The sequence below is a fragment of the Ferrigenium straubiae genome, from assembly GCF_051257895.1.
In the GTDB taxonomy this organism is placed as follows: Bacteria; Pseudomonadota; Gammaproteobacteria; order Burkholderiales; family Gallionellaceae; genus Gallionella; species Gallionella straubiae.
In genome coordinates, this window is sequence record NZ_CP194331.1 from 1,045,391 (window position 1) to 1,072,095 (window position 26,705).

The 26,705-nt window shown below is 60.7% G+C and carries 18 protein-coding genes and 1 tRNA gene; 1 reads left to right on the top strand and 18 read right to left on the bottom strand.

Annotated features, from left to right (window positions below; translation table 11 throughout):
• Positions 1-49: 49 nt before the first annotated feature.
• The 13 genes from ACRRNM_RS04885 to ACRRNM_RS04945 form a co-directional block, all read right to left on the bottom strand.
• A complete protein-coding gene (locus ACRRNM_RS04885; RefSeq protein WP_435627118.1) occupies positions 50-844 on the bottom strand; it encodes a FecR family protein in 795 nt (264 codons plus the stop codon).
• Positions 845-1,139: 295 nt separating this feature from the next.
• Positions 1,140-4,526: a retention module-containing protein gene (locus ACRRNM_RS04890; protein ID WP_435627119.1), complete on the bottom strand. Its 3,387-nt coding sequence runs from the start codon at positions 4,524-4,526 to the stop codon at positions 1,140-1,142.
• A gap of 138 nt (positions 4,527-4,664) precedes the next feature.
• Complete coding sequence (locus ACRRNM_RS04895) at positions 4,665-5,285, bottom strand: helix-turn-helix transcriptional regulator (RefSeq protein WP_435627120.1); 621 nt, start codon at positions 5,283-5,285, stop codon at positions 4,665-4,667.
• A gap of 5 nt (positions 5,286-5,290) precedes the next feature.
• On the bottom strand, positions 5,291-6,985 hold the full coding sequence (locus ACRRNM_RS04900; protein ID WP_435627121.1) for an HlyD family type I secretion periplasmic adaptor subunit: 1,695 nt from the start codon (positions 6,983-6,985) through the stop codon (positions 5,291-5,293).
• Positions 6,982-9,189 carry a type I secretion system permease/ATPase gene (locus tag ACRRNM_RS04905; protein ID WP_435627122.1) on the bottom strand — a complete coding sequence of 736 codons (2,208 nt, stop codon included), beginning with the start codon at positions 9,187-9,189 and terminating at the stop codon, positions 6,982-6,984. The genes ACRRNM_RS04900 and ACRRNM_RS04905 overlap by 4 nt, the downstream gene beginning before the upstream one ends.
• A 304-nt stretch (positions 9,190-9,493) precedes the next feature.
• On the bottom strand, positions 9,494-13,492 hold the full coding sequence (locus tag ACRRNM_RS04910; protein WP_435627123.1) for a pilus assembly protein: 3,999 nt from the start codon (positions 13,490-13,492) through the stop codon (positions 9,494-9,496).
• A 17-nt stretch (positions 13,493-13,509) separates the two neighbouring features.
• Positions 13,510-13,995 (bottom strand): hypothetical protein, encoded by a 486-nt coding sequence (locus ACRRNM_RS04915; RefSeq protein ID WP_435627124.1) that lies wholly within the window; start codon positions 13,993-13,995, stop codon positions 13,510-13,512.
• Positions 13,992-15,032 (bottom strand): PilW family protein, encoded by a 1,041-nt coding sequence (locus tag ACRRNM_RS04920; protein WP_435627125.1) that lies wholly within the window; start codon positions 15,030-15,032, stop codon positions 13,992-13,994. Before ACRRNM_RS04920 ends, ACRRNM_RS04915 begins: the two co-directional genes overlap by 4 nt.
• Complete coding sequence (gene pilV / locus ACRRNM_RS04925) at positions 15,029-15,601, bottom strand: type IV pilus modification protein PilV (protein WP_435627126.1); 573 nt, start codon at positions 15,599-15,601, stop codon at positions 15,029-15,031. The genes ACRRNM_RS04920 and pilV overlap by 4 nt, the downstream gene beginning before the upstream one ends.
• The gene (locus ACRRNM_RS04930; RefSeq protein WP_435627127.1) at positions 15,598-16,068 is read right to left on the bottom strand and encodes a GspH/FimT family pseudopilin; all 471 of its coding nucleotides are present in this window, start codon (positions 16,066-16,068) and stop codon (positions 15,598-15,600) included. The genes pilV and ACRRNM_RS04930 overlap by 4 nt, the downstream gene beginning before the upstream one ends.
• A gap of 2 nt (positions 16,069-16,070) precedes the next feature.
• On the bottom strand, positions 16,071-16,469 hold the full coding sequence (locus ACRRNM_RS04935) for a type IV pilin protein (protein WP_435627128.1): 399 nt from the start codon (positions 16,467-16,469) through the stop codon (positions 16,071-16,073).
• Positions 16,470-16,795: 326 nt separating this feature from the next.
• Complete coding sequence (locus ACRRNM_RS04940; protein WP_435627129.1) at positions 16,796-18,709, bottom strand: ATP-binding cassette domain-containing protein; 1,914 nt, start codon at positions 18,707-18,709, stop codon at positions 16,796-16,798.
• A 70-nt stretch (positions 18,710-18,779) separates the two neighbouring features.
• Complete coding sequence (locus ACRRNM_RS04945; protein WP_435627130.1) at positions 18,780-19,955, bottom strand: MFS transporter; 1,176 nt, start codon at positions 19,953-19,955, stop codon at positions 18,780-18,782.
• Positions 19,956-20,028: 73 nt separating this feature from the next.
• Between ACRRNM_RS04945 and ACRRNM_RS04950 the strand changes: the two genes are divergently transcribed.
• Positions 20,029-20,103 (top strand) — tRNA-Arg (locus ACRRNM_RS04950).
• A gap of 680 nt (positions 20,104-20,783) precedes the next feature.
• Here ACRRNM_RS04950 and ACRRNM_RS04955 read toward each other — a convergent pair.
• The 5 genes from ACRRNM_RS04955 to alr all read right to left on the bottom strand — a co-directional run bounded on the left by ACRRNM_RS04955 (position 20,784) and on the right by alr (position 26,664).
• On the bottom strand, positions 20,784-22,751 hold the full coding sequence (locus tag ACRRNM_RS04955) for a bifunctional aldolase/short-chain dehydrogenase (protein ID WP_435627131.1): 1,968 nt from the start codon (positions 22,749-22,751) through the stop codon (positions 20,784-20,786).
• Positions 22,752-22,920: 169 nt separating this feature from the next.
• Entirely contained in the window at positions 22,921-23,997 is a 1,077-nt protein-coding gene (gene mtnA / locus ACRRNM_RS04960) for an S-methyl-5-thioribose-1-phosphate isomerase (RefSeq protein ID WP_435627132.1), read from the bottom strand.
• Positions 23,998-24,072: 75 nt separating this feature from the next.
• On the bottom strand, positions 24,073-24,600 hold the full coding sequence (locus ACRRNM_RS04965; protein ID WP_435627133.1) for an adenine phosphoribosyltransferase: 528 nt from the start codon (positions 24,598-24,600) through the stop codon (positions 24,073-24,075).
• A 119-nt stretch (positions 24,601-24,719) separates the two neighbouring features.
• Positions 24,720-25,580, bottom strand: coding sequence for an S-methyl-5'-thioadenosine phosphorylase (locus ACRRNM_RS04970; RefSeq protein WP_435627134.1), 861 nt, complete (start codon positions 25,578-25,580; stop codon positions 24,720-24,722).
• Between the two features lie 19 nt (positions 25,581-25,599).
• Positions 25,600-26,664: an alanine racemase gene (alr, locus tag ACRRNM_RS04975; protein WP_435627135.1), complete on the bottom strand. Its 1,065-nt coding sequence runs from the start codon at positions 26,662-26,664 to the stop codon at positions 25,600-25,602.
• Positions 26,665-26,705: the final 41 nt, after the last annotated feature.

Below are 26,705 nucleotides of genomic sequence, written 5' to 3' on the forward strand. Positions count from 1 at the left end.
TCAGCCACAGAGGCGCGATTCAGCAGATGGGGATTATGCGCAATCCAGGCTAGATCGGACATACCAGGGGAGCTGACTCTTTCCCATTTTCACCCGGATTCCCCGTAGTCTCCCCGGCTCCATGGTTTTCTCCATCCGAACCGCCCCTGACCTTGTCGATGAAAATCTTGGCGGGGACATCCACTCTCACGCCGCGCTCTTCCGGAACCATAACCGGAGGAGTGCTGAGGCTTCCCACGAAACCGAATTGCCCGGCATTCAGCAATTGGCTTCCCGCTGCGTTTCTGACGATGATCGTCCCTTCCAGCACGTCAAGATGGGTTCCATCCTCGAGCGGTTTGCCGTCGGCAGGCGGGGGAATATCGGTACAGTCCCCCTTGCAGAACAGCACGCCGAACTTGGTGCCGCGTATGCCCACCGTCGCCGTCTGCGTTTTGACGCCGTAGCTGTCGGGATCGCCACGCTTGCCGATCAATCCGCTGATGGCGCGCAAGCCTCCCTTGAGCAAGTTGAACTTGGCAGCATCTTTCCCCGGCTCCTGCTCGTCGTGATGATATTCCTCGATCTTGAACTGCGAGACCGGGCGCAGGCTGATCTGCCCGCCGTCGGAAAACTTGACGCGCGCATAACTGTCCTTGCCGGTGAACAAAGTATCGCCCGCGAGCACCTTGGCCCAGACCGCCAGCGGCCGAAGCACGCCATCCACCCCCTTGGCCGATAAAGCGCCTTCCACGTTCATGACCACGCCAATCCCGTCAGTAGCGGCAAGAGCGCCGGCCGCCACGCCGAAACACAGCCACATGAAACATGCCATCTGGCCAAATCTGCGGATTGCCTGTTTCATTCATCTATCCTCAGTAGAAAAACGCAATTGCACAAAAAACCAAGCCCTCACCGTTTGTCACCATATTACTCAGCAATCAGAAATCATGGCTACAGCAAATATGCCGTTTTTTGTAGGAGCGGGCTTACCCGCGAACACAAACTATCGCAGGCAAGCCCGCTCCCACAAGGTCGTGCCCCCGCTGCACACCATGAAAGGGTAGCTTACGGTGTAGCCATACTTACTGACTTCTGTGTGGTACTTAAAGCAAAAATAGGGACGTTACCGTCCCCATTTTAAGCCACCCTAATACATCTTAAGACAGAAGGGTAGTATTACCGTTCTGCAACATGGCTTGCAACTGGGCCAGTTGCTCGGTCACAGCACCAACATCCGGCTCGGCAGTTAATGTATCCGTCGCATCCGGATTGCTTGCCGCGACAGTTACTGCGGAAGCCGGGGAAGCCACATTCACCAGCAGATCAACGGTTTCCGGCGAAAGAACATCATTGATATTCAACCCGCTGCCACCGTGCTGCTGCAGGGCGCTCACTGCAGCCAACAAGTCTTGCGTCGCGGTGCCGACTGCGACATGAGCCTCATCCTGCGCGAGATCGACCAAGCTATCTTTAGCAACGGCGTCCTGCGCAGCAGCTATTGCCGTACCCGCTGCGGTATACAGGTCACTTGCGGTCTCGGTATCGGCAGCCAGTTTCGCTTGATCCGCAACCAGTGCATCCTGCGCTGCCTGCAAGCTGCTTGCCGCAGCTTCGGCTGCAGCTTTAGCGTCTGCCGCCGCTTGCTCAAGCGACTCGTATGCCGCTGCCGCACCCTGCGCAGCAGCCACCGCCGTATCGGCTGTGGCATGCAACCCATTCGCAGTCTGCATATCGGCAGCAAGCTTATCCTGATCGGCAGCCAATGTGTTTTGCGCTGCCTGCAAGCTGCTTGCCGCAGCTTCGACAGCAGCCTCGGCTTTTGCCTCTGCCTGCTCAATCGACTCATACGCTACTACCGCCTTGGCAGCAGCATCTGCAGCCTTATCCGCAGCAACATGAGCACTGTCGGCAGCAGTCTGGGCGTCCGCGACAGCTTTCTGCAAGGCAGCCACATCGCCATCGTCTACATCATGGTCATCCTTACCGTTTTTATCGTTTTTATCGTTGTTGTCGTTCTTGCTGCGGTTGTCATGGTCATCGCGATTATCACGGTTATCGCGCTTATCGTCATCATCATGGTCAGACTCAAGTGCAGCATTCAAGGCCGCTTGCGCTTTAGCAAGCTTGGCATCTGCAGCAGCAGCGACTGCAGCAGCATCCGCAGCAGCCCTTGCAGTACTTTCCACCTCGTCTTCAGCCGCATTTTTCTGTGCTTCTATTGCTTCAGCAACAGCGGCAGCTTGGTTGTATGCCGCGGTGAAGGTTCTAACTGCAGCCTGATCTGCACTTACTGCCTTCTGATCGGCTGCCACAGCGGCATCGGCCTTGGCAGCTGCGGTTACAGCCGCATCAGCAGCGGCATCCGTACTATTCACCAATCCTGCAGCCGCATCTTTCTGCCCCTCTAATGCATCGACTGCGACTACGGCAGCATCATATGCAGTGGCAAGTTTCTCAACTGCAGCTTGATCAGCGATCGCAGTCTTCTGATCCGCGGCAACCACAGCATCGGCCGCCAAGGCTGCCTCTGTGGCAGCGTTTGCAGCCGCAACAGCGCTAACTGCTTGTGCATCAGCTATCGCATCCGCACGATCCGCATCGGCAGCGGCTGCCACCGTATCAGCAACATGCTGGGCGGCGCTTTCGACATCGGCAACATCTCCGGCGATAACGGCAGCTTGGGCGGCAGCCTGGGCAGCGGCGTCTGCAGCAACTGCGGTGTTAGCTACCGCAACGGCGGTGTTGGCGGCAGCAGCCTGTGCGGCAGCTTGTGCGGCAGCAGCATCGGCTGCGGCATGGTTTCCGGCAGTCAGATCGATTGCGGCCTGTACTGCAGCGGTCGAAGCAGCGGTCGCAGCAGCGGCAGCAGCGGCAGCGGCAGCCTGGGCTGCGGCAGCTTGTGCGCCTGTATCAGCGGCAGCAGCAGCCTGGGCTGCGGCAGCAGCGGCAGTTGCGGCGTCCGCAGCGACCGCCGCGTTGGCGACCGCAACGGCGGTGTTGGCGGCGGCAACCTGTGCGGCAGCTTGCGCGGCAGCGGCTGCGGCTGCGGCATTGTTTCCGGCAGCCAGATCGGCAGCGGCTTGTGCTGCTGTTGTGGAAGCGGCAGTCGCTGCAGTTGCGGCAGCGGCAGCGGCAGCCTGTGCAGCAGCGGCCTGAGCGCCAACATCAGCGGCAGCGGCGGCTTGCGCAGTAGTCGCAGCGGCAGCGGCAGCGTCTGCAGCGACCGCGGCGTTGACAACCGCAACGGCGGTGTTAGCTGCTACAGTGGCCGCAGCCGCTTGGGTAGCGGCTGCGACAGCAGCTTGAGCCGCGGCAGCGGCGGCGGCTTGCGCAGCAACAGCAGAGGCATAGTTTGTCGTTTGAGCGGCAGTCGTGGCGGCGGACTGAGCCGCAGCAGCATCGGCTGCCGCTTGAGCGGCGGCGGCGCTGGCAGCAACAGCTTGGGCGGCGGCTTGGGCAGCAGCGGCAGCAACCGCTTGAGAAGTGGGGTTAGCCGCAGCGGCTTGGGCAGTGGCATCGGCAGCAACTTGTGCAGCAGCGGCATCGGTGGCGGCCTGAGCGGCTGCTTGGGCAGCAGCGCCGGCAGCAGCCTGCGCACCGACAACCGTAGCAGTGGTATCAACGATGACTTGATCGACAGGAGTACCGCCAGTCGTGCTCGTATTACCAGCACCGTCGGTCGCAGTAACTGTGACGGTGTAATTGCCTGTGGTTGCAGGCAGCGGCGCCGTAAACCCGCCAGTAGTCTGATCCACAGTAGTGTTCGAGGTCGTTGTGCTGCCTGTCACCATATCAGTAAAGGTGACTTGAACCTGATCGACGGTGCCGCCTGCGTCCGTCGCAGTACCGGTGACAGGCGCGTTGACTCCGGCGGGTGCGTCAAGCGTAATGGTTGGTGCCGTAGTATCGGCTGGGGCTTGTGCATCAGCCGGTTGGGTAGCGGTCGGAGTCGGAGCTTTGGCATCGGCCGTGGATTGTGCTTCGGCAGCAGCCTGAGCGGCAGCCAGCACATCAGCTTGGGCGGCAATCTGATTAGCAATTTGGGTAACGACCGGATCGATAACCGGCGCAGGTGCAGAGCTTGGGCTGGAATCCATGGTAAACGCCGGAGCCGGCGCAACCGTTTCAACGGCGCTCGTCAGCATCACAAAACTGGTGCCGCCATCGGAACTGTTGGAGTTGCTGCCAGCATCCAGGCCGGCAGCCGTCTCCTGGAGGAGCTTATCCAGGCTATTGCCATTGTTGATTGCGCTGACGACGCTGTCGATTTCGGCGCTGCTGGACAGGATGGCATTGTCCAGGGCATTCAGGGCATCGGTGGACAGGAATTCGTCGTTAAGGGTGACGGTCTGCAGCCCCTCGATCAGTTTCAGGCTGCCATCGGTCAATAGCAGTTCAACGTTCGCGCCGTCGGCCGTTTTGACGACCTCTCCCGCTTCAACCATGTCGCCTTCGTGGATCTCGCGCACCTCGCACTTGGCGTTGGTGGCGGTGACTTTCCCTTGAACATTGGTTGCTTTAGCGACAGCAGCGACTTCGGCCATGACGATCTCCCTGAAAAAATTATCGAGTAGGTATTAGAGTTTGTAACTGCGCGGCAATTTAACAGGATAAGCAAGAGAATCCATTGTACTGAAGTACAATGCGCCGAACCGCGCCCACAGCGATGGCGGCTTGGGAAATCAGCTTTTGACTATGCCGTTGACCAGCAGGGTGAGATGCATGCGGTCGCGCAGCTTCAGCTTGTCGAAGACCGAACCAAGACGCGCCTTAACGGTGCGTTCCGTGATATCGAGTTGACTGGCGATCTCCTTGTTGCCGAGGCCGCTTGCTGCGGCGCGGGCCACTTCGATCTCGCGCTCGGTCAGGCCGGACGCCCAGGCGGAAAGCTCGGGCGGGATGAATTTCGCGGCTGCGGCATGCGCTATCCCCGCCAGCAGCCGCTGCAGCAGCGATTGCCCGACCCACAAGCCCCCGTTCCGCACCGTATCGGCAACCAGCCGGAGCACCGCCGGGGCGGCATGCCCGTTGCAATACCCCACCACGCCGGCACCCAGGGCGGCCAGCCCCTGTTGATCTGCAGGCACATCGGAAATGGCGACGACCGGCAATTTGCCCACGGCGGAGCGGCACTCGGTGAGCAACTTTACGACATCGCCCTCTTCCGGCAACAGCACCCACACAACATCGGCATCAGAGCCCGCCGGAACCCTGTCGCGCAGCGAGGCGCCCGGAAATGCTTCCTGCCAGTTGGCCCTGAGTTTGGCGACCGGCGCAATGAAAAGATGCCGGGGTTGTTCCATTGATCTTACCTCTCCGATAGCGCACGGCTCTTGGCACGCAAAACAGGTTTCAAAAGGTAGCTCAACACGGACTTCTCGCCCGTCAGGATGTCCACTTCCGCCACCATGCCCGGCATGATGGGCATGCCTTCCCCGAGGCTGGATTTGTTGGTGCGGACTTTCACGGTATAGAAGGCATTGCCCTTCTCGTCCAGCACGGTGTCCGCGCCGATATTTTCCAGCGTCCCTTCCAGGCCGCCGTAAACGACGAAGTCGTACGCGGAGAACTTGACCGTGGCCTTGAGCCCCGGACGAAGGAATGCGATATCCTTGGGCTGCACCCGCGCTTCCAGCAGCAGATTGTCCTCCAGCGGGACGATCTCGATCACATCCTTGCCCGGCTGGACAACCCCGCCAACGGTATTGACCATGAGGCGCTTGACCGTGCCCTTGACCGGCGAGCGGATCACGGAGCGTGCCACCTTGTCGGAAAGGCCGACGCTGCCTTCGCTCAGGCTGTTGAGCTTGGCCAGCGTTTCGTTCATTTCCTTGCGCGCCTCGTTGCGGAACGCCAGTTCGACTTCCTGCACCTTGCGCGTGGATTCCGCAATCGCCGCTGACACACGGGCAATCTGCGCAGAAGCCATGTCGCGCTCGCCGCGGAAACGCGACACGTCGCGCTCGAGGCGCAATATCTCGACATCCGAAACGGCGCCGCTGGCCAACAACGGTTTGGTCGCCGCCAGCTCCTTGGCCGTCAGGTCATAGGCGTTGGACGCCTGCACCTGTTTGGCCCTGAGCTCCACCAACTCCTGCTGGCGTTGCGCCAGTTGCTGCCTGGCAATCGACACCGTGGCATCCAGTTCCGATTTCCTTGCTTCGTAGAGACGGCGCTCCTCTTCCGCGGTAGTGGGGTCTTCCTTGACGGCTTCTTCGGGCGGGACGAACGGACTTCCCTCGGCGAGTGCCCGCAGCCTTGCCGCCTTGGCCAGCATAGAAAGATACTGGGCGCGGCTCTCCTTCACCGAGGAAAGGAAGCGGGTCTGGTCGATGCGGATCAACTCCTGATCCTTTTGCACCACATTTCCCTCGCGCACCAGCAACTCCGAGACGATACCGCCATCCAGGCTTTGCAGCACCTGTATCTGACTGTAGGGAATCACCTTGCCTTCGCCGCGCGTGACCTCATCGACATGAGCAAAGCTCGCCCACACCAGGAAGATGCCGGTGATCCAGAGCAGCGCCCGCAACAGCGCCCGGGCGCGGATGGGTTCCTGCCTCAGGATGGCATAATCGGCCTCGGCGACAAAATCCTGGAGCTTCGAGTCGTCAAATTTTTCGCCGCCCCGGTTGATCAGCCAATCGAATAGCGGCTGGAGTTGCCGCCGCGGCTCTTCGAGCCGCTTCTTGATGCGCTCGGCAGTCGCATTCAGCCAGGGGAGTGACTCGACGACACGCTGCGCGGTGGGGTTCAGCCGGGAGAGCTGCGTCCCGATGCGCCGGGTAGCCGCGCTCCACCAGCAGCGCAGCCTGGCGAGGCGTTGCGCGGCCACATCCCAGAGCAGCCGCTTTTCTTTCGGCACCGGAACATCGGCCTCTGGCTTAACTGCACCTTCCGCTTGAGCCTGCATGACCGGTTCGCTGTTCGCACTCATCTCTTCGGCCCTGGCCTCCTGCCCGGCTTCCGGTTTCGCCGTATCGGTGTTCCGGCTGGTCGTCATGACGCTCTCCCCACCTGCCCTGACTTCAAGGCATCGAGCACTTCGGCCTTGGGTCCGTCGGCCACGACGCAGCCCTCGTCGATCACGATGATGCGCTCCGCCAGGTCGATCAGGCTGGAGCGGTGCGTAGCGATGAGCAGTGTTTTCCCGGGACTGAAACGCTTGGCAAAACGCCCCAGGCGGGTCTTGAATTCGCTTTCCGTGGTGTAGTCCATGGCGCTGGTCGGCTCGTCCAGCAGCAGGATGGGCGGTTCCATCAGGAAGGCGCGCGCGATGGCGACGCACTGGCGCTGCCCGCCGGACAGCGATTCGCCGCGCTCGCCGATATGCATGTCGAAGCCGCGCGGATGCTTGTTGACGAAATCCCTCAACCCCGCCAGTTCCGCGGCCGCGATGATGGCAGAGTCGTCCGCATAGGGCGCCCCATAGGCGATGTTCTCGCGCAGGGTGCCGTAGAAGAGCACCGCATCCTGGCTCACACAGCCGACATTGCGCCGCAGGTCGGCGGGATCAAGCTGGCGCAGATCGATGCCATCGACCAGCACCGAACCTTCCTGCGGCTCATACAGCCCGAGGACCAGTTTCTGCAAGGTGGATTTGCCGGAGCCCACCCGCCCGAGCACTACGACGGATTCGCCGGGATTGATCTTGAACGAAACATTTTTCAGGATCGGGTCGGCGTTGGGATATGCGAAGGTGACGTTGCGGAACTCGATGCTGCCGCGTATCTCGGGGCGGTGCACGAAGGTCGATTCGGGCGGGCGCTCGATGGGTTTTTCCATCAGCTTGTTCAGCGATTCGAGCGCGGTCTTCGCGCCCTGGTACTGGATCAGCAGACTGGCGAGCTGTCCCAGCGGGGCCATCGCGCGCCCGGTCAGCATGGTGCAGGCGATCAGGCCGCCCATGCTCAGGTAGCCGGCGTTGATGAGGTAAACGCCGGCAATCAGCACGGCGACGCCCGTCAGTTGCTGGACGGTCTGCACGCTGTTCGTCGCCGACAGCGAGAGCATGCGCAACTGGTTGCTGGTTTTTGCAAGGAATGCCGCCGTCTTCTCCCAGGAGGCCTGCACATGGCTTTCCGCGCCGAGACCCTTGATCGTCTCCATCGCGGTGAGGCTCTCGACCAGCGTGGCATTGCGCAGCGAAGCAGCGCGATAGGTAGTCTCGGAAAGCTCGTGCATCTTCTGCTGGATGGCGTAGATGTAGACGAACACGACAACAAAACCCAGGATCGGAATGAACACCAGCGGCCAGGCTATCCACGCGATGACCAGGTAGAACAGCAGCGCAAAGGGAATGTCGATCAGGGTCGAAACCGTTGCCGACGCGATGAAGTCGCGCACCGTTTCAAAGGATTTCATCGTGGCGGCGAACGCGCCGACCGACGCAGGCTTGGCTGCCATCTTGAGCCCCAGCACGCGCTCCATCAGCACCGAGGAAAGCTGGATATCGATGCGCGCCGAGGCCAGGTCGACGAAATGTCCGCGCATCATCCGCAGCAGCAGGTCCAGCCCCAGCAGCGCCAGGATGCCCACGGCCAGCACCCACAGGGTGTCCACCGCATGGTTCGGTACCACGCGGTCATAAACGTTCATGGAGAAGAGTGGAATCGCCAGCGCGAAGACGTTGATCAGAAAGGCGGCGGTCAGCACATCGCGGTACACCTGCCACTGCTCCAGCATGACTCCCCAGAACCAGTGGCGCTTGGCGAGCTTCGCGACCTCGGGGGTGCGGCTATCGAATTTGACGCGCGGCTGAAGGAAGATGGCGATGCCCAGGTAGCGCGCCGCCAGTTCCTCATACGGCAGGTCGAACGCCGTCTGCCCGGATTCCGGGAACAGCACCTGCGCCCGCCCGTTCTGTTCGTCCCATCCCAGCAACACGCAGGACTCATCCCCTTTCAGCAGGAGGATGGCCGGCAACTGGACGGCGTCTATCTTGAACAGTTCGCGGCGGACGATTTTGCAGTTGAGCCCCGCGCGATTCGCCGCGCGCGCAACCAAGGAAGGCGTCAGGCGTCCGTTCTGGAGAGGCAGCCCCGCGGAAAGTGCCGCGCGCGTACTGGGCCGGCCATGGATGCGTGCGACATCCAGCAGGCTGTCCAGCAACGGGTCATGCAGCAGCAGATCCTCCCTTAGCCCCAGGTTAGTCCCGGTATTGCCCGGAACATCGCTACCCGGTGGAACTTTATTCTTATCACTCATCCTGTCTGGGCAACAACTTCATCAAATGTCATCGGAATCGGGCGTTTAGGTTACACCATCGCGCAATTATTGAATAGGATGCTGGATCAATGCCAGCCGGCACGGAGTATCTGAATGTTTCGTGTGCCAGATGACTGTTTGAGGAATTATTGACTTTAACCGTGGGAGGGGTAAAACAACACTGTATCCACCCTGGGTTTCACCGCAAAACCACTCTTCCAGCCCGGACGGAAATCAGCCTGCATGAAAGTGCGGGCAGCCGCTTCGGCAAAAATGGCGGACAAATCGGAGTTCACCAACCGGATTAATCGCTCTGGATATACCAAAATACCCGGTAACGTTGGCCCGTCGGGTTTATTTCCACCTTGCTGCCCTGTAGCGCGGATGAATTGGCTTCCGTGGTATCCACCCCGCCGATGATGAATGGCAGCTTGGTACCATCGACATCCACCACACCGGCTACCGGAGAGGGCGGCATGCCGCCGCCAAGAAAATATGCGGAGCGCGTACTTCCGGACGCCGGGTTGCCGGTGGTGAAATCGATGGCATAGCCCTTGGCGATACCCAAGTTTGCAAAACAGGAAGACCCGGCTGTCGGTGTAGGGGTATTGGTTCCGAAAAAAGTAACGCCGGCAACGGTCAACGGCTTGTTAACCGACTGTTCGCAGGAACCCAGGTTAAATCGCCAGCCGTAGGTGCTGATGCCAGCCTCATTGATTGGCGGCGTCGTGACGATAGTTACATCGGTCAGCTGAACCGGCGTGATTGGACTCGCCGGATAGGCGTTCGGGCGATCCTTGATCATGTAGACCTGGTTGGTCACGAAGGTGCCGGCAACGGGGAAAGCCTTATCCGCCTCAAAATTGTTGCAGGCATAGCTGCTGACCAAGGGGTGCTCGCGATCCCCGGAACCGATCAGCACGGCGTTGTATCCAGTGTAAGGAACCACGTTCGGCCCATTGATGAACTTGCGGGCGTGATTGGTCTCGCTCAGTTGCGCGATCTCGATGGCTGCGTAATTGGCATTGCTGCTCCATCCCGCCGCGACGAACGAAGCATCGCTGCTGCTTGCGGTGAGCGTCGTTCCATTGAAAGTGCCGACGTTGATGCGGTAGATGTCGCCATTGATGTCCGAGACATAGACATGGGTCACAAAGCCGCTGTTATTGTTCAGCAGCGAAAGATCCCCGGGAACGCTGGCGCTGACCGGAAAGGTGTGGATGATGACGCCGGTATCCGCATCCACGAACCAGACCTGGGCGCCCTTGCGCGCACCGGCACAAGGCGTCGCGCTGTCGTTGTCTTCGCATGAGTCGTAACCGCCGCCAAAAATCAGCACCGGCTTTGGTTTGTTTTGAAGCGCTGTGACGGCATAGCCTGCAGGGAAATTGTACCCATCGAGATAAGCAATCGTCGGCTTGGACCAGGTCTGCCCGATGCCGGACCAGCCGGTTGAGCAACTGGTGTCATTTGCCGTGTCATTGGTAAAGCAGCCTTTGCGCCATTTGAGCGTGGGAGCCATCGGCGTGCTGACATCGAAAGCATAGATAGCGCGGCCGCCGCGGCGCATGCCGGTGTACAGCCACACTGAACCGGATTGTTGATAAATCCCGATCGAGCCATCGAAGAAATAATCCTTGCGAGCCGTGCCGGCCGGGCGTGCCGAGACGGGATCGGCCGGAAAACTGATCAGCGACGTGGTGATCCCGTTATCCCTGAGGCGATGAAAGCGGCTGTATGTTTCAGGGGCGATAAACCCCCACAATTCGGTGCCGTCCGTGTCGAGCTGGTTACCCCTGACGGCATGGAAGGCGCCGTCGTCGGCGCCGTAGAACGCGACCACCCCGGTGCTTCCGCCGTAGTCCACCACCGCCGGTTGGGAATGCACCACCCCGCCATGCGCGGAGGGACGCATTTCATTGGTAATCGGATTCAGGCTCGCATCGAGATTGCCGTTCTCATTATCGACATCCTTGCCCCTGATCCAATTGACCAGGTTATCGCGTTCGGCAGCAACCGGTATGTTCAGATTAGCTGCGGTGATGGCCGCATTGGACACATCGAAGCTGGTCAGGGCAGAGCAACTGGTCGCACTGGAGCCATCGCAGGTCAGCAGTTTGCGGCATTGCGCCGTTTCCGGTGTCTGACCTGCGCCGCAGACGTTGTAGTTTTGCGAACTGGAAGTCAGGGTGCCGCTGCTCGACTTGACCCCGCGCAGGTGTTGGGCCGCCCCGCCCTTTTCCACCACCTCACCGTCCGGCAGATCCGAGAAAATAGAACTCGAGCCCGCGGTCGGAAAGGCCGAGGTGATAGCCGTGCAATCGCCGATCGCCTGCGAGCCAGGATAGTCCCAGTAGGCGCCGGAGTCGGTACTCCAGAAACTTGCGGCACAGGGGGTAACGAAGCCGGTGGTAGAGCTGATCGCCTCGTTGCCGCTCTTGTCGGCCAGGCGCAGCACCCCATTGAATATCTTGAACTCGTATTGTTTCAGGTTGCCCGCCCAGCGCGGCGTAGCCGTGCCCTCCGGCCGGAACATACCCATGAACACCTGGTTCAGGTAAGTGCCCTGCGTGTTGACGCTGACCGGCAGGCTGGAAGAGGCAAAAACGCTGTTGACCGCCTGGATTTCCGAGACAATCTTGCGCAATGCGGTCTTGATCGCGTTGGCATTGGTTGCCGAGAAGTATTTGCCGCCGCCTGCCCTGGCCATGCTCATCAGCAGCGCGGTCTGGTTTTCATTCTGCTGATCCTTGTAAACATCGATCGCGAAGGTGGTCACATTCTGCTGACCCGGCGCGGAACTCACATCGGTCCGGTTCAGGAAGCGCGCCCATTCGTCCGCGTAGCGGGCGCGGCTGGTCGGCAGCGAAAAGGTGCCGGTGGGCGTAGCCGCGGTGACGGTCGTCGTGTCGGTGCTCCATATCTTGTGGCCGTAAGTCGTAACGGCGCCACTGACAGTGCCTCTCCGCTGGTACATCAGGCCGGGACGATTATAGGTGGTTGCGGTGATTCTCCATTTTTTACCGGCGCTTCCACAGTTATCGACCGAGGTGCAACTGAAACCGCTATAGGACGGGTAGTGGCTATCGCCATAGTTGGTGCAGGAGGTTGCATTGGACAGATTGTCGCCGATGCAGCTGGTTTCCGACACGACAGTCCGGTTGGCCGCGGTGGTCGCCTCCGCTATCGTGCAGCTGGTCGCCGAGACCACGCAGGAGTAGCTGTCGTAACCCGTGTAGCTTCCAGGCAGGCTATTGAGGCACGCGGTGCTGGTGGCAAAGCACGCCTGTCCGCCCAAGTCTGAAGTGGCAGGTGAACCACCGGGGCAAGTTTCGTTCAGGGTGCAGGAAAAATTGCTGTAGCCGGGGAACAGGGTGGCCAGATGTGCATCGTCTGCGCTGCAAGCTGCCGTGCTTGCGGCGGCATCTGCGCCGGTGTAGGTACCGCACGCCGTGACACCCCGCTCGGTGGTCGCGGTGGAAGTCGTGGTGGTAACGGCAAGGTTGTTCAGCGGCAGTTGCGTGGTATCGCCGCCCACCCCGCTCAACAGGGTGGCGGCGGCGTCCTGCGCCGGGAAGCCGTTGCCGATGAAGATGACATAATTTTTGGCGCAGCTTCCCTCGCTGGTGATGGGAGGGTTATACAGTGTCTGCGTCGTATCCCCCGCAGGGGTAAACGCATACAGATCTGCAGAGGAGTTGGGGCCTGCATGGCGTTGGGGGCCAAAATGGGTGGTATCGACCGGTGCACCCGCCACTGCCGGGTCGGCGGTAGCATATTGCGGACTGGTATAACCGCCGAAATACTTGAAGACTTCGAACATGGCCGCACTGTAGTTGGCATTGTTCGTTTTTTCTCTAGGCGTATTGAAATTTTTGAAGATGCAGTTCGGTGTGCCGTTCAGGCTGTTTGCGCCATCCGTACAACCGGATGGGTAACCGATCAGTTCGGCGAAGGCAGACTTGTTGGTCTGACTCATCTGACGTACTTTGAAGCGGACATATCCACCGTCCACATTAGAGGTCAGCATCATCAGTCCGATGTTCACCTTGTCGTTCAGCTCAGAGGTAATAGTGCGTATGGCATCCAGTTCCGCCTCGCCCTGATACATGCCGGGAAAATGCTGAGCGTTATCCGCCCAGTTCGCGCTGTTGTCGATGACGATCAGAATATTGGGATTGGCCGCACCCGAAGTGGACTCTGGCCTGGCGTAAATATCGATGTCTTCCGCCCGGCTGGTGGCCGCAGGAAGTATCATGCCCAGCAGGGCAACGGCGAACAGGATTTTATTGAATTTATTCATGACAGCCTCCAATCAAATCAAACGCCACATTGAGCCAAAGCAGTATTCAGGCCGGCGATCGTTCTGATACCCTGATGGATGGTGGCTGTTGCACCGGAACCATGCAGGTCGGTCACCACCGCGGTGATATCCCAGACTGTCCAATAACAAACCGCGCCTATCGAGCCGAAACATATCGCAGGGACATTGGTATCCGTGGTGGCGACAGGGATATACGAAACGCATCTGGGAGCGGGGTTGAACGTAACCGCGTAATCATTAGTGCCATCCCGGTTGATATCGATGTTTTGCGGCGATGGTACAACCGTCTGAAAGTTGCTGTTGCTGACAACGGTCTCTATCGCCCGTTGCCCAGCAGCGTTGGCTTCTTCGCGGAATTGCGCATTACCGACCACCTGAATGCTGGTGGTGGTGGCATTCATTGCGGAAAGCGCAATCAGGGTCAGCAGCACCAGCATGACGAGCGCCACCAATAAGGTACTGCCGTGTTGTTTACTGATCATGGTGATTCTCTCCGGCTCGCCGGGTTAACCAGGCGAACCACCTGGGTATAGGCATGGCGTTTGTAATTGCGATCGCCGCCTGCGGGGGTGTAGCTTCCGGCCAGACCGAGGGAATAGGTTTTGGCATCGGTGTAACTCGCCGTCGTCTCGGTATTCCTGGCGATGATGTTAAGTTTTACCGAGACGATATTCGACCAGCATGTAACATCCGCACAGGTCTGGGCATAGCTGTCGGCCACGCCATCGTTATTGGTGTCCTGACCATACTCAACCTGGAGGTACTCGATACCCTCAACCAGGGGCGTGGTAACAAATGCGCCCGTACCAGCCGGATCAAGCTCCCTGCGCTTCAGGGTAGGAATTCCGTCGGAGCCATTGTTATTGGGCGAAACGAAATAGGTCTGCACGATAAATCGCCGCACATTGGCAAAAGGTGCGTTGTTGGCTGCGGTGCAATTGCGCTGGCTCAGGTTGAAACTGGCTGCAGCGTTGGCAATGATGAATGGCGTACCAACCTCATATTGGCAATTCGACACTTGAATGTAGTGAATGCCATCCGTTGCAGAACCCTGTGCAATCGGGTCGGAGGTGTCCGCGCGGCGCAACACCAGGATGTCGCTGCCGGCTTTAAGCGATGCGGAAGTCAGGCCGCAAGGCGGGCTTGCGATGGCCGAGCTGGCCGTAGCGGCGTTATAGCCCCCTACATGCAGGCGAATTGCACCTGCCATGTCCGCCGGTGTGGTTGAGCAGGGATCGGTAATGCTGGCTGGCAGGGCAGTTGAGGATGGGTCAAGCTCCCCATAAAAACCGGCTACCCGGAGATTTTCTGACAACACATCCAAAGCGTAACGCCCGTTGTCGATCATGCGATTCGATTTATCCAGTTCGCTGCGCGTCTTGCTCTGGTTGCTGAACAAAGTAGCCATGGACGAAAGAATGAGCAGGCCGATGGTGATGGAAATCATCAACTCGACCAGCGACAGGCCGCGTTGGGTTTGCCGGTTTGCGAGAGCACATGTGCGGATGGAGTAGTTCATGGCGCCAAGTCCGCAATCGCAACCGGCAGCGTAACCACTCGGCGCTTCGCCTCATCGCCATACTGACCGCTCCCGCAATCTACAGCGGGGGTTGCAGTGCTGTTGAACCCCTGCCAGGCAACGGCAACCAGATATTCCCCGGCAACGCCGCTTGCCGGTACCGTGACTTGATAAACACAACCGCGCGCACCTATCATCGCTCCGACATTGGCGCCGCCCTGCGTTTCCGCCGCGCCCAGCAGCGCATTGTGCCATTCGCACAGGTCAAGACTGCTACCGGTAAAACCGGAACAGTCCTGCACGGCAGAACCATTAAATCCTGTTCCGCGCGGTGCGGGAGTCACACCACTCGCATTGGTAATGTAAGCGGTGGCGTTATGACGGTTGGCGCTGATCCGGTCACCCATATCCTTCAGCAGGATCAGCGCCTGCGAGCGCTGATAGGCTTCCATCTGTGCAGTCACGGCGCGGCCCTGCAATCCGGCCAGCCCCAGCAATCCAACCATCAGGATCAGGATGGTGACCAGCACCTCGATCAAACTGAAACCGGCGTTTCTGAAAGCGCTCATGAGCAGGCTCCCTTGAGGGTGCGCGGCATCCCGCTCAGTTCGATCTTGATGCAGCGGCGAATGTCCGGATTCGCAGGCGTAACATCCATTTGAAAGGACACCGACGCGCTTGCCCGGCCGGTCCTTGCGTAAACCACGCTGGCGGGTGTGCCGGCCGCGACTACGGATACCCCTTTCAGCGCTCCCTGCGATTTGATGGTTTCTCCAGATGATGCTATCGCCCAACCCTTCCCCCAATCGTTAACATCGATCGGCGTCACCGTGACATTGCCATTGCGCTTGATGGCCTCGCTTCTTGCCAGGCTGAGGCTGGAGAACAATTCGAAGCTCGCATTTTTCACCTGCTGGTTCTGGGTCAGCGATTGGAAGCTGGGTACGGCAACAGCCGCCAGAATGCCCAGTACCGCCACGACCACCAGAAGCTCGGTGAGGGTGAAGCCGGATTCGGCCGAGTGCATTTTTTTCATGTTTACCACTTGCCGCTGGGACCTTTGGTGCCGTCGCTGGTCAAGGTCAATGCGCCATCAGCCGTCTGCTGGCTGCTGGTCGGGGTGGCGGTGATAGTAAAGGACGGCGGCGTTGCTGCCGGTGCAGAGATTGCAATGGTGTAGTGCTTGCCAACATCGCCCGGTACGGTCATGCCCAAGGCAGAAAAACCGCTGTTGTCAGCCACACTCACGTAACTGCGAGCGTCGAGCAAATATTGCTTCTCGCGGCTCGCTGCATCCACCATGAAAGCCTGTGCAGCCGCCCGATTGCTTTTGACGACATAATTCTGGTAGCTGGGGAAAGCCACTGCGGCAAGAATGCCGACAATCACGACGGCGATCATCAATTCGATCAGGCTGAAACCTTTTTGTATTTTCATTGCGTTCTCCTTTGGGCATGCATGGCAGGAGTCGCTCCAGATGCGCACATGGAATCCGGATTGAGCCAAGCGAGCGACGCAGGGCTGCCGGTTTCTGTGCCGGTCCGGAAATTGCTCGCACTACCGGGACGATGCAGGCAGCACGCCTATGTTGCAGGGGTTGGGAGAAAGCCGAAATACTGAAAAACCCGCATTTTCCGGCTGAAAACACCTTAACGGAAAACCAGATTCATCGCTCAAACTATCAGGTAAAGATGCGAGTGTGGATACTCAGGAGTTGAATTATCTGCCGAAACTCGTGTTTCACAGATAACGATGGCCCAATGTTACAGGGCTGAAGAACGCCGCTCCAGCTCTTCCCAGCGCTCCAATGCCGCCGCGATTTCCACCTCGATTTCCTCATTGCGCGCCTGCAACTGCTTGGCGCGTTTAGGATCGCTGCTGAAGATGCTGCCGTCGGCGAAATGCGCGGCGATGTCGCTCTGCTCGCGCTCCAGGGCCTCGATGCGTTTCGGCAACTCTTCCAGTTCGCGCGCCTCCTTGAAGCCGAGCTTGCTGGCAGGTTTGGCTTTCTCAACCTTGACCTCTGCGGCGCGCGGCGGCGTGGCGGCGGGTTTGACGGCCGCCACACCCGCCTGATATTTCTTCACGCGCACCCAGTCCTCGTAGCCGCCGGCGTATTCGATCAGCTTGCCATCGCCCTCGAAGGCGATCACCTGCGTCACCACGTTGTCGAGAAACGCGCGGTCGTGGCTGACCAGGAACAGCGTGCCCTCGTAACTGGAAAGCAACTCTTCAAGAAGCTCCAGCGTCTCGATGTCGAGGTCGTTGGTCGGCTCGTCGAGCACCAGCACGTTGGCGGGCTGGGTGAACAGCCGCGCCAGCAGCAGGCGGTTGCGCTCGCCGCCTGAGCAGCTTTTGACCGGCGAACGCGCACGTTCCGGCGCGAACAGGAAATCGCCGAGATAGCTGATGACGTGCTTCTTCTGTCCGCCGATCTCGACAAAATCAGAACCCTGGCTGATGGTATCGGCGAGCGTCGCTTCGTCATTCAGTTGTTCGCGCAACTGGTCGAAATACGCCACCGCAATCTTGGTGCCGAGCTTCACCTGCCCGCTGTCCGGCTGCAACTCGCCGAGGATGATCTTGAGCAGCGTGCTCTTTCCCGCACCGTTCGGACCGAGCAGGCCGATCTTGTCGCCGCGCTGAATGCGGCAGGAGAAATCGTCGATAATTTTGCGCGCGCCATACGACTTGCTGACATTGACGAGTTCCGCGACCAGCTTGCCGGAGCGCTCGCCGGCATCCACGCTCATCTCGACCTTGCCGAGTTTCTCGCGCCGCGCCGCACGCTCGCGGCGCAACTGTTCGAGACGCAGCACACGGCCTTCGTTGCGCGTGCGGCGCGCCTTGACGCCCTGGCGTATCCACACTTCTTCCTGCGCCAGCACTTTGTCGAACTTGGCATTCACCACCGCCTCGTCCGCCAGCATGCGCTCCTTGATCGCCTGATAGGCGGAGAAGTTGCCGGGGAAACCCGCCAGCTTGCCGCGATCCAGCTCGATGATGCGCGTCGCGACGTTGTCGAGAAAACGGCGGTCGTGCGTGACGAACAGCACCGCACCGCCGAAATTGTTCAGCAGGCCTTCGAGCCATTCGATCGACGCGAAATCCAGATGGTTGGTCGGCTCGTCGAGGATCAGCACGTCCGGCTCGGCCACCAGCGCCTGCGCCAGTGCCACGCGTTTGCGCTGCCCACCAGATAGTTCACCGACGCGCTTGTCGGCCTCCAGGTCGAGCTTTGCAATGGTGGTCTCGATGCGCGCCTGGATCGACCAGCCGTCTTGTGCTTCCAGTTGGGTCTGCAGGTGCTGCATCTGTTCCAGCAGTTTATCCACGTCCGCATCCGGCTCGGATATCTGATGCGACACATGGTGGTAATCGTGCAGCAGCTTCTGGATGCCGCCCAGCCCCTGCGCCACCGCATCGAACACCGTGTCATCCGCCCCCAGCACCGGCTCCTGGCTGACATAGCAGATACGCGCAGTCGGTGCGCACCACACCAGCCCGTCATCCAGATTCGCTTGGCCGGCCAGCACTCGCATCAGGCTCGACTTGCCGCCGCCGTTGCGCCCGATCAGGCCGACGCGTTCGCCCTCGTCAAGCTGGAAATCGGCGTGGTCGAGCAGCGCGACGTGCCCGAATGCAAGGCAGGCCTTGTCTAATGTGATGATTGGCATAAGTGAAAACTACTTGTTGAAGTATCTTGATTGATTGAAAAAAAACCGACCGAAAACCATTTGATGAAAATCACGCCGGATCGTTGAAACGCCAGAAGCGCAACAACAGCGCGCACAGCAACGCCAACGCCCCGGCAAAGAGAAATGCGGCACCGGCGTTCCAGTAATGCCATATCGTGCCGAACAACAGCCCGGCGGGAATGGCGCTCAGGCCGACGGCGAGATGATACCAGCCGAACGCCGTGCCGCGCTCGCGTTCGTCGGCATACAGGCTGATCAACGCGCGTTCCGAGCCTTCACCCATGCCGGCCAGCAAGCCATACAGCAGGGTGCAGGCCCATAGCGCGCTGCCCTGTTCGACCAGGCTGAGCGCCACAAAACCTGCGGCGTAGCCTGACCAGCTAATCATGGTCAGGCGGCGCCTGCCGAACTCATCCGCCATGCGCCCGCCGAGCAGCGAGGCAGCGGATTTGACGAGGTTCAGCGCCGCCCACAGCAGCAGCAACTGCACCACGCTCATACCCAACTCGTTGCCGCGCAGCAGGATGAAACTTTCCGAGACGCGCGCGAAGGTGAACAGCACCAGCACCCACAGATAGCGGCGCATGTTGGGTGACAGCACGGCCCACGCCAGCGGCGCCTGCGGCTTCTGCTGCGGCACTTCCGGGCGCGGCGTTTCGTGTACGCCGAACACCAGCACCAGCAACACAAGCACGCCTGGCACGGCCGACCACAGGATCACCTCACTCACCGACCAGTGCAGCCAGCTCAACGCGGCAACGGCGAGCAGTGTACCGCCCAGCGCCCCGGCGTTGTCCATTGCGCGGTGGAAACCGTAGGCGAAACCATGGATATCGGAATGCGCGCTATCCGCGAGCAACGCGTCGCGCGGCGCATTGCGCAGGCCCTTGCCGGCGCGATCCAAGCTGCGCAGCAGCAGCAACGCGCCCCAACTCGACACCAGCGCGAGCAGCGGCCGCACCAGGTTGGACAAGCCATAGCCGAACACCATCAACTGCTTGCGCCGCCCCTGCCCGGTATCCGAATAGCGCCCCGCCCACAGCTTGAGGAAGCTCGCCGCCGCATCCGCCGCCCCCTCCACCAGCCCGAGGATTACCGGCCCCGCCCCAAGCACGGTGGCGATCAGGATCGGGATGAACGGCGTCACCATTTCCGAAGCCAGGTCATTCAGGAAACTGACCAGGCCGAGCGCGATGACGGTACCGGGCAATTTGCGTTTTTCCATGGCATGCCCCCGATCGGGTTCTGATTAAGCGGCGTTTAGGCTAGAATGCGCACCCTGCATCCGCAGCCAGCCTGTCCTCGTAGTTAAATGGATATAACCGGCCCCTCCTAAGGGTCAATTACAGGTTCGATTCCTGTCGAGGACGCCAAAAAGCTGCACTTCTCCATCCATTCACGCCCATCGAACCAGCATAAACCCTGGCTTTCACACTGCATAACCGTTTCACGCCGTCTTTTCCCGTCTATTGCAATTTACCAGACGGTTGATAGAAACCCAAGCGCATGCGCCGGAAAATCCCCGAGCGATTGCGGGGCAAAATAATCGGGTGCGAAATGCAAAGGGATCATGCACTGACGTAGCAATGGCGAGGATGGGCCATGGCTTCATAGTTGACACAAAAAAAAAGGGGCAGTTGCCTGCCCCTAGGGGAAAACTAGGCATTGCGCCTAGCAGAGAGAAGTCGTACTACCGTGCCACATAGACCTAAAAAACCAACTTTCAGCTTCTGAAACATCGTTAAGTCGTGCGCAATTTAACCAACCTCGGGACGTAATGCCATAGCCATTCATCTGATCCAACACACCCGGAATGAAAGGTGCGGGAACGCGGATGAGCGGTTGAAATCAGGGGATGAACGGTTGGCCAGATGGGGGTGATTTCCGGCCAATTGTCGGTGAGTGCAATGTTTGCGGTCAGTGAAGCCTCAAAACTGCATCAGGCGCAGCAAAGTGCCGCCCCGTTATGCGGGGAGGTGCCTGCAGTATGAAAACATGCCCCTCGGATTGGCGCTTTGCGGATTGCGCTGCGCTAGTAATAGCCTGGTGCGTTTCAAATCACCCGCTCGTTTCCGCCATCGATCGGAAGCTGCGCGCCGGTTATTTTTGAGAACAGGGGGCCGCACATTTCCGCGATCAGCTCCGCCACGTCCTTGCTGGTGACTTCCTCGTGCAGCACGTTATTGCGCTTGTAGTCGTCCACGCTCATGCCGTAATGCGCGGCGCGCTGCGCCAGCACTTCCGGCGTCCAGATGCCGGTGTCGAACACCGCGTTGGGGTGCACGACGTTGACCCGGATGCCGTCCGCGCCCCACTCCAGTGCGGCGACGCGCGCTGCCTGGGTCAGCGCCGCCTTGGACGCTGAATAGGCTACAGCGCCCGGCCCCGGCGCAGGAACGTTCTTTGAGCCGTTCACCACCACGCGGCCATGCCTCGGCGCCGCCTTCAGCAAGGGATGCACCTCGCGCATGATGGACAGGTTGGAGTCAAGGTTGACCGCCATGACCTTGCGCCATTCCTCGTCGGACAGTGCCGCGATCTTCCTGCCGCCGGGAAAAACGCCAGCGTTCAGCACCAGCATATCGAGCCCGCCGTAATGGCGCAGGGCCTGTTCGATGACGTGCCGGATATCCGGCAAGGAGGTCAGGTCCGCAGTGATGCCGAGGTAGTCCGCGCGATTGCCGAATGAAGCCTCGATTGCCGGATTGATGTCCACGCCTACCACCGCCGCACCGCGGTTCAGGAATGATTGCACGCAGGCCCTGCCGATGCCGGATGCAGCGCCGGTCACCAGCGCGACTTCGCCCGCGAACGCCTTCGGCGCACCGGCCTTCTTCAGCTTGGCCTGCTCCAGGTCCCAGTATTCCATGCTGAACAGCGGAGCCTCGCCGAGCGCGCGGTAGCCGCCGAGCTTTTCGGCGCGCAGGATGATGTCCTGCGTGTGCAGGTAAATATCCTCGACGATCTGCGCGTCGCGCGCCGAACGGCCCGCGCTGACGAGCCCGAACTCCGCATCGAGAATCACGCGCGGCGCAGGGTCGAGCATCGTCAGCGGAGCCTTGGCCGATGCGGAATTTTTCTCGAAATAATTCCTGTACGCCTGAGCGTAAGCCTCGACATCGCGGCCGAGCAGCGGCAGGCGCTTGGTGCGGATGATGTGGTCAGGGGTCGCGGGGCCGCGCTGCGAGATTTCCGCGATGCTGGAATGACGCGCAAAGGCCAGCGCGGCGCTGCTGGAATTACTGCGCAACAGCATCGGGAAGCCGGCGGCGGCGGAAACCTTCTTGCGCAACTCTGGCAAGCCGGACCAGTCGACAGTCGGCTCGATGCCGGTTGATGGCACCAGTGACGCATGCTTCTGCAGGTAGCCCTCGGCACGGCCGACCAGGTCGATCATGCGATCATAGGCCTGCTTCGCAGTGTCGCCAAAGCTGAAGATGCCGTGGTTCATCAGCACCATGCCGATGGTGCGCGGAGTCGCCTGCTTCGGGAACACTTCGGCGCACAGCTTTGCGAGGTAGAAGCCGGGCATCACGTAGGGCAGCACGATGACCTCGTCGCCGAACAGCTCGCGAATGCGCGCCTCGCCGTCGGGCGTGTTGGTGATCGTCACGATTGCATCAGCGTGCGTGTGATCGACGAAGCGGTGCGGGATCAGCGCATGCAGGATCGCCTCGACCGAGGGCGCAGGCGCGGCCGGGTCGAGCGAGGCGAGCTTGAGCTCGCGCGCCATGTCGATGTCCGAGAGCTTTTCGAGGCGCGACAGCTTGAGCATCGCGTCAAGGCGCACCGCGACGAAGTCTTTTGCTTCTATCGTCGCGAGGTCGGAGCCACTGCCCTTGACGAACAGCGTTTCAATATCCTCACCGAAGATGTCCCTGCTGACACCCTTGACCGAGGTATTGCCGCCGCCGTGCAGCACCAGGTTCGTGTTCGCACCGAGCAGGCGCGACGAATAGACTCGCTCCGCGAGGATGTCCTTGTGCTTGCCTGCTTCCGTATCGTTCCAGAGATTTTCCATTGCTGTTCCCGTTTCTATAAAACTCATTCAGGAGTATCCGTCAGGTGCAACGCCACACAGCTTCCCCGAAACCGTTCGCCCTGAGCCTGTCGAAGGGTCGAACGGTTGCGCACTGGGACCGTTCATGCTTCGACAGGCTCAGCACGAACGGCCTGATGAATAATCGAGTTTATGTTGCCAGCACCCGCATCGCCTCGGCATCGGCCTTGACCACGCCGTGCTCGGTGATGAGCCCGGTCACCAGCCGTGCCGGGGTCACGTCGAAGCCGTAGTTGGCGGCGCGTGAACCCTTGGGGGTGACCTGCACGCTGCGCACCTGCCCGTCGCCGCACAGCCCGGCAATATGCGTCACCTCTTCCTCCGCACGCTCCTCGATGGGGATTTCCTTCACGCCGTCCTGCAGCGTCCAGTCGATCGTCGGCGTCGGCAGCGCGACGTAGAACGGCACGCCGTTGTCATGCGCGGCCAGCGCCTTGAGGTAGGTGCCGATCTTGTTGCAGACGTCGCCGCGCGCGGTGACGCGGTCGCAGCCGACGATGGCCATATCCACCATGCCGTGCTGCATCAAATGCCCGCCGGTATTGTCTGCGATCACGGTATGCGGCACGCCGTGCTGGCCGAGTTCCCAGGCGGTAAGGCTCGCGCCCTGGTTGCGCGGGCGCGTCTCGTCCACCCACACATGCAGCGGAATGCCCGCGTCGAACGCGGTGTAGATCGGCGCGAGTGCCGTACCCCAGTCCACCGTCGCGAGCCAGCCGGCGTTGCAGTGCGTGAGGATATTGACCGTGCTGCCCTTGCGTTGATGAATCGCGCGGATGATCGCGCTGCCGTGCTGGCCGACGGCCGCGTTGATCGCCACGTCCTCCTCGGCGATGCGCGCCGCTTCCCGCCATGCTGCTTCCGCACGCTCCGATTCGGGCAGCGGTGCGAGAAAGGCGCGCATCCGCTCCACGCCCCAGCGCAGGTTCACCGCAGTGGGGCGCGCCGCGAGCAGTACGCCGCAGCTCGCCGCGAGCGCGGCATCCGAGGCATGATCCTTCATCGACAGCGCCACCCCATAGGCCGCCGTCACGCCGATCAGCGGCGCACCGCGCACCTGCATGTCGCGGATCGCGCGCTCGGCGTCGCGCATGGTGTTCAGGCGCAGCGTGACGAATTCATGCGGCAGCCGCGTCTGGTCGATGATCTCCACCGTGTTGTCTGCGGAGGGCCAGATAGTGCGAAAGGGTTTGCCGTTAACTTTCATAATTTGTAGGGTGGGCAACTTGTTGCCCACCGATTTGTTTAATAGCCGCGTGGGCACACTGTGCCCACCCTACATTCAATCACCTTCAAATTCGCAGAGCGCAAACACCTTGTGCCCGAGCTTCTCCAGCCGCTTCCTCCCACCCACATCCGGCAGGTCGATCACAAAGCAGCATTCCACCACCGTCCCACCCATGTCCTGGATCAGCCCGGCGGCGGCTTCCGCCGTGCCGCCGGTGGCGATAAGGTCGTCCACCAGCAACACCCGGTCGCCCTTCTGGATCGCGTCGGTATGAATCTCGATGCGGTCGCTGCCGTATTCGAGCTGGTAGTCGCGCCCGACCGTCTCGGCGGGGAGCTTGCCTTTCTTGCGCACCGGCACAAAGCCGAGGCCAAGCTCATAGGCAACCGGCGTGCCGACGATGAAGCCGCGCGATTCGATGCCGGCGATCTTGTCGATCTTCACGTCCTTGTAGCGGCTGACGATCTCCTGGATCGTGGCGCGCAGGCCGACCGGGTCCTTGAGCAGGGTGGTGATGTCGCGGAACATGATCCCCTTGTGGGGGTAATGCGGGATGGTACGGATTCTGGATTTGATGGGCATACAGTTTCCTTATAACGTTTAACAAAGCCGTTGTTCGCATTAGCTGTAGGAGCGCAATTTATTGCGCGATGAGCTTGCACCCTTTCGCGCAATAAATTGCGCTCCTACAAAACCACTTTCTATTTCAGCACCCGCCCGGCCACGGCGGACAGCTTCTCCACCATCGCCGGGTCGCGCGCTTCCGGCGCGGTGATGATGGCGTATTGCAGCGCGCTGCGGCAGCCGCATTCCGAACCTTTTTCGTCGCCATGCACATGCGGCGCGACGCGCTTGACCAGGGCGCGCGCCTTGTCGGCGTTTTCCAGCAGCACCTTCACGATTGCATCAACCGTCACATGGTCATGGTCGGGATGCCAGCAGTCGTAGTCGGTCACCATCGCCACCGTCGCGTAGCAGATCTCGGCTTCGCGCGCGAGCTTGGCTTCCGGCATGTTGGTCATGCCGATCACGTCGCAGCCCCATGAGCGGTACAGTTCCGACTCGGCGAGGCTGGAGAACTGCATGCCTTCCATCACCATGTAGGTGCCGCCGCGCACCACCGGAATGTCGGCCTGTTGCGCCGCCGCATGCAGATGGTCGCCCAGGCGCCCGCACACCGGGCGCGCCATCGAGACATGCGCAACCAGGCCGCTGCCGAAGAAGCTCTTTTCCCGCGCGAAGGTGCGGTCAATGAACTGGTCCACGATGACGAACGTGCCCGGCGCGAGATCTTCGCGCAGCGAGCCCACCGCGCTCACCGAAATGATGTCGGTCACGCCGAGGCGCTTGAGCGCATCGATATTGGCGCGGAAGTTGATTGCCGAAGGCGGCAGGCGATGCCCGCGCCCGTGGCGCGGCAGGAAGGCAATGGACTGCCCCGCCAACTCGCCGATGAGAATTTCGTCCGAGGGTTCGCCGAACGAGGATTCCGCTTTCACCCAGCGGGTGTTCTCCAGCCCCTCGATGTTGTAAACGCCGCTGCCGCCGATAATTCCCAACATATACCTTTCCTCCGTTATCTCAAATCACAACCGGCACACGCGCGGTCAGCGCGCACATCAACTCATAGCTGGCGGTTCCCGCCGCGCGCGCCACTTCTTCGATCGGCATGCCTTCGCCCCACAGGGTGACGGCGCTGCCGACGCCAGCTTGCGGCAGCCTGCTCAAATCCACGTAAAGCATATCCATCGAGACGCGCCCCAGGGTCTGCACTGCCTGCCCGCCCACGAGCACCGGCGTCCCGTTCGGCGCATGGCGCGGATAGCCGTCAGCGTAGCCGCAGGCGACGATTCCGATGCGCATGGCATGTTCGGCACGGAACAGCGCGCCGTAGCCGATCTCGTCGCCGGCGCGCAGCTCCTGCACGGCAATGAGGCGGCTGCTCAGGGTCATCGCCGGCTGCAGGCCGAGTTGCCGCGCACCGGTCTCAATGAAAGGCGATGCGCCGTACAGCATGAGGCCGGGGCGCACCCACTCGCCATGTGTTTCGGGATAGCGCAGCAGCGCGGCGGAATTCGCGAGTGAGCGCGGCATGCGATATTGCGCGGCAAAACCGTTGAACAAGGCAAGCGGCTCCGCGATGCCGCGCGCCTCGTCGGCGTTGGCGAAATGCGTCATCAGGGTGATCTCGCGCACGGCGCGATGGCGGCGCAGTTGCTCCATCGCCTGCACCGCCTGCTGCGGCGTAAAGCCGAGGCGGTTCATGCCGGTGTTGACCTTGAACCAGACATCCAGCTTCCCGCTTTGCGGATAGGCGTCGAGCAGGGCGACCTGCCAGGCGCTGTGGATCACGCAGGCCAGATCGTAGCGGGCGACGATGGCCATATCTCCGGCGTCGAAAGCGCCTTCCAGCAGCAGGATCGTCTGGCGGAAACCCGCCTCGCGCAACTGCACCGCATCCCGGATGTCCAGCAGCGCGAAACCTTCCGCCGCGGACAGGGTTTCGGCCACCCTGCTCAAGCCATGCCCGTAGCCGTCCGCCTTGATCACCGCCATGATGCGCGCGGACGGCGCGGCGCGGCGCACCACGCGGAGATTGTTCTCCAGCGCGCTCTGGTCGATACGGGCTTGTATGGGGCGTGGCACGGAAATTACTTATCGCAAGGGTTTTGCAGGTGCTAATGATA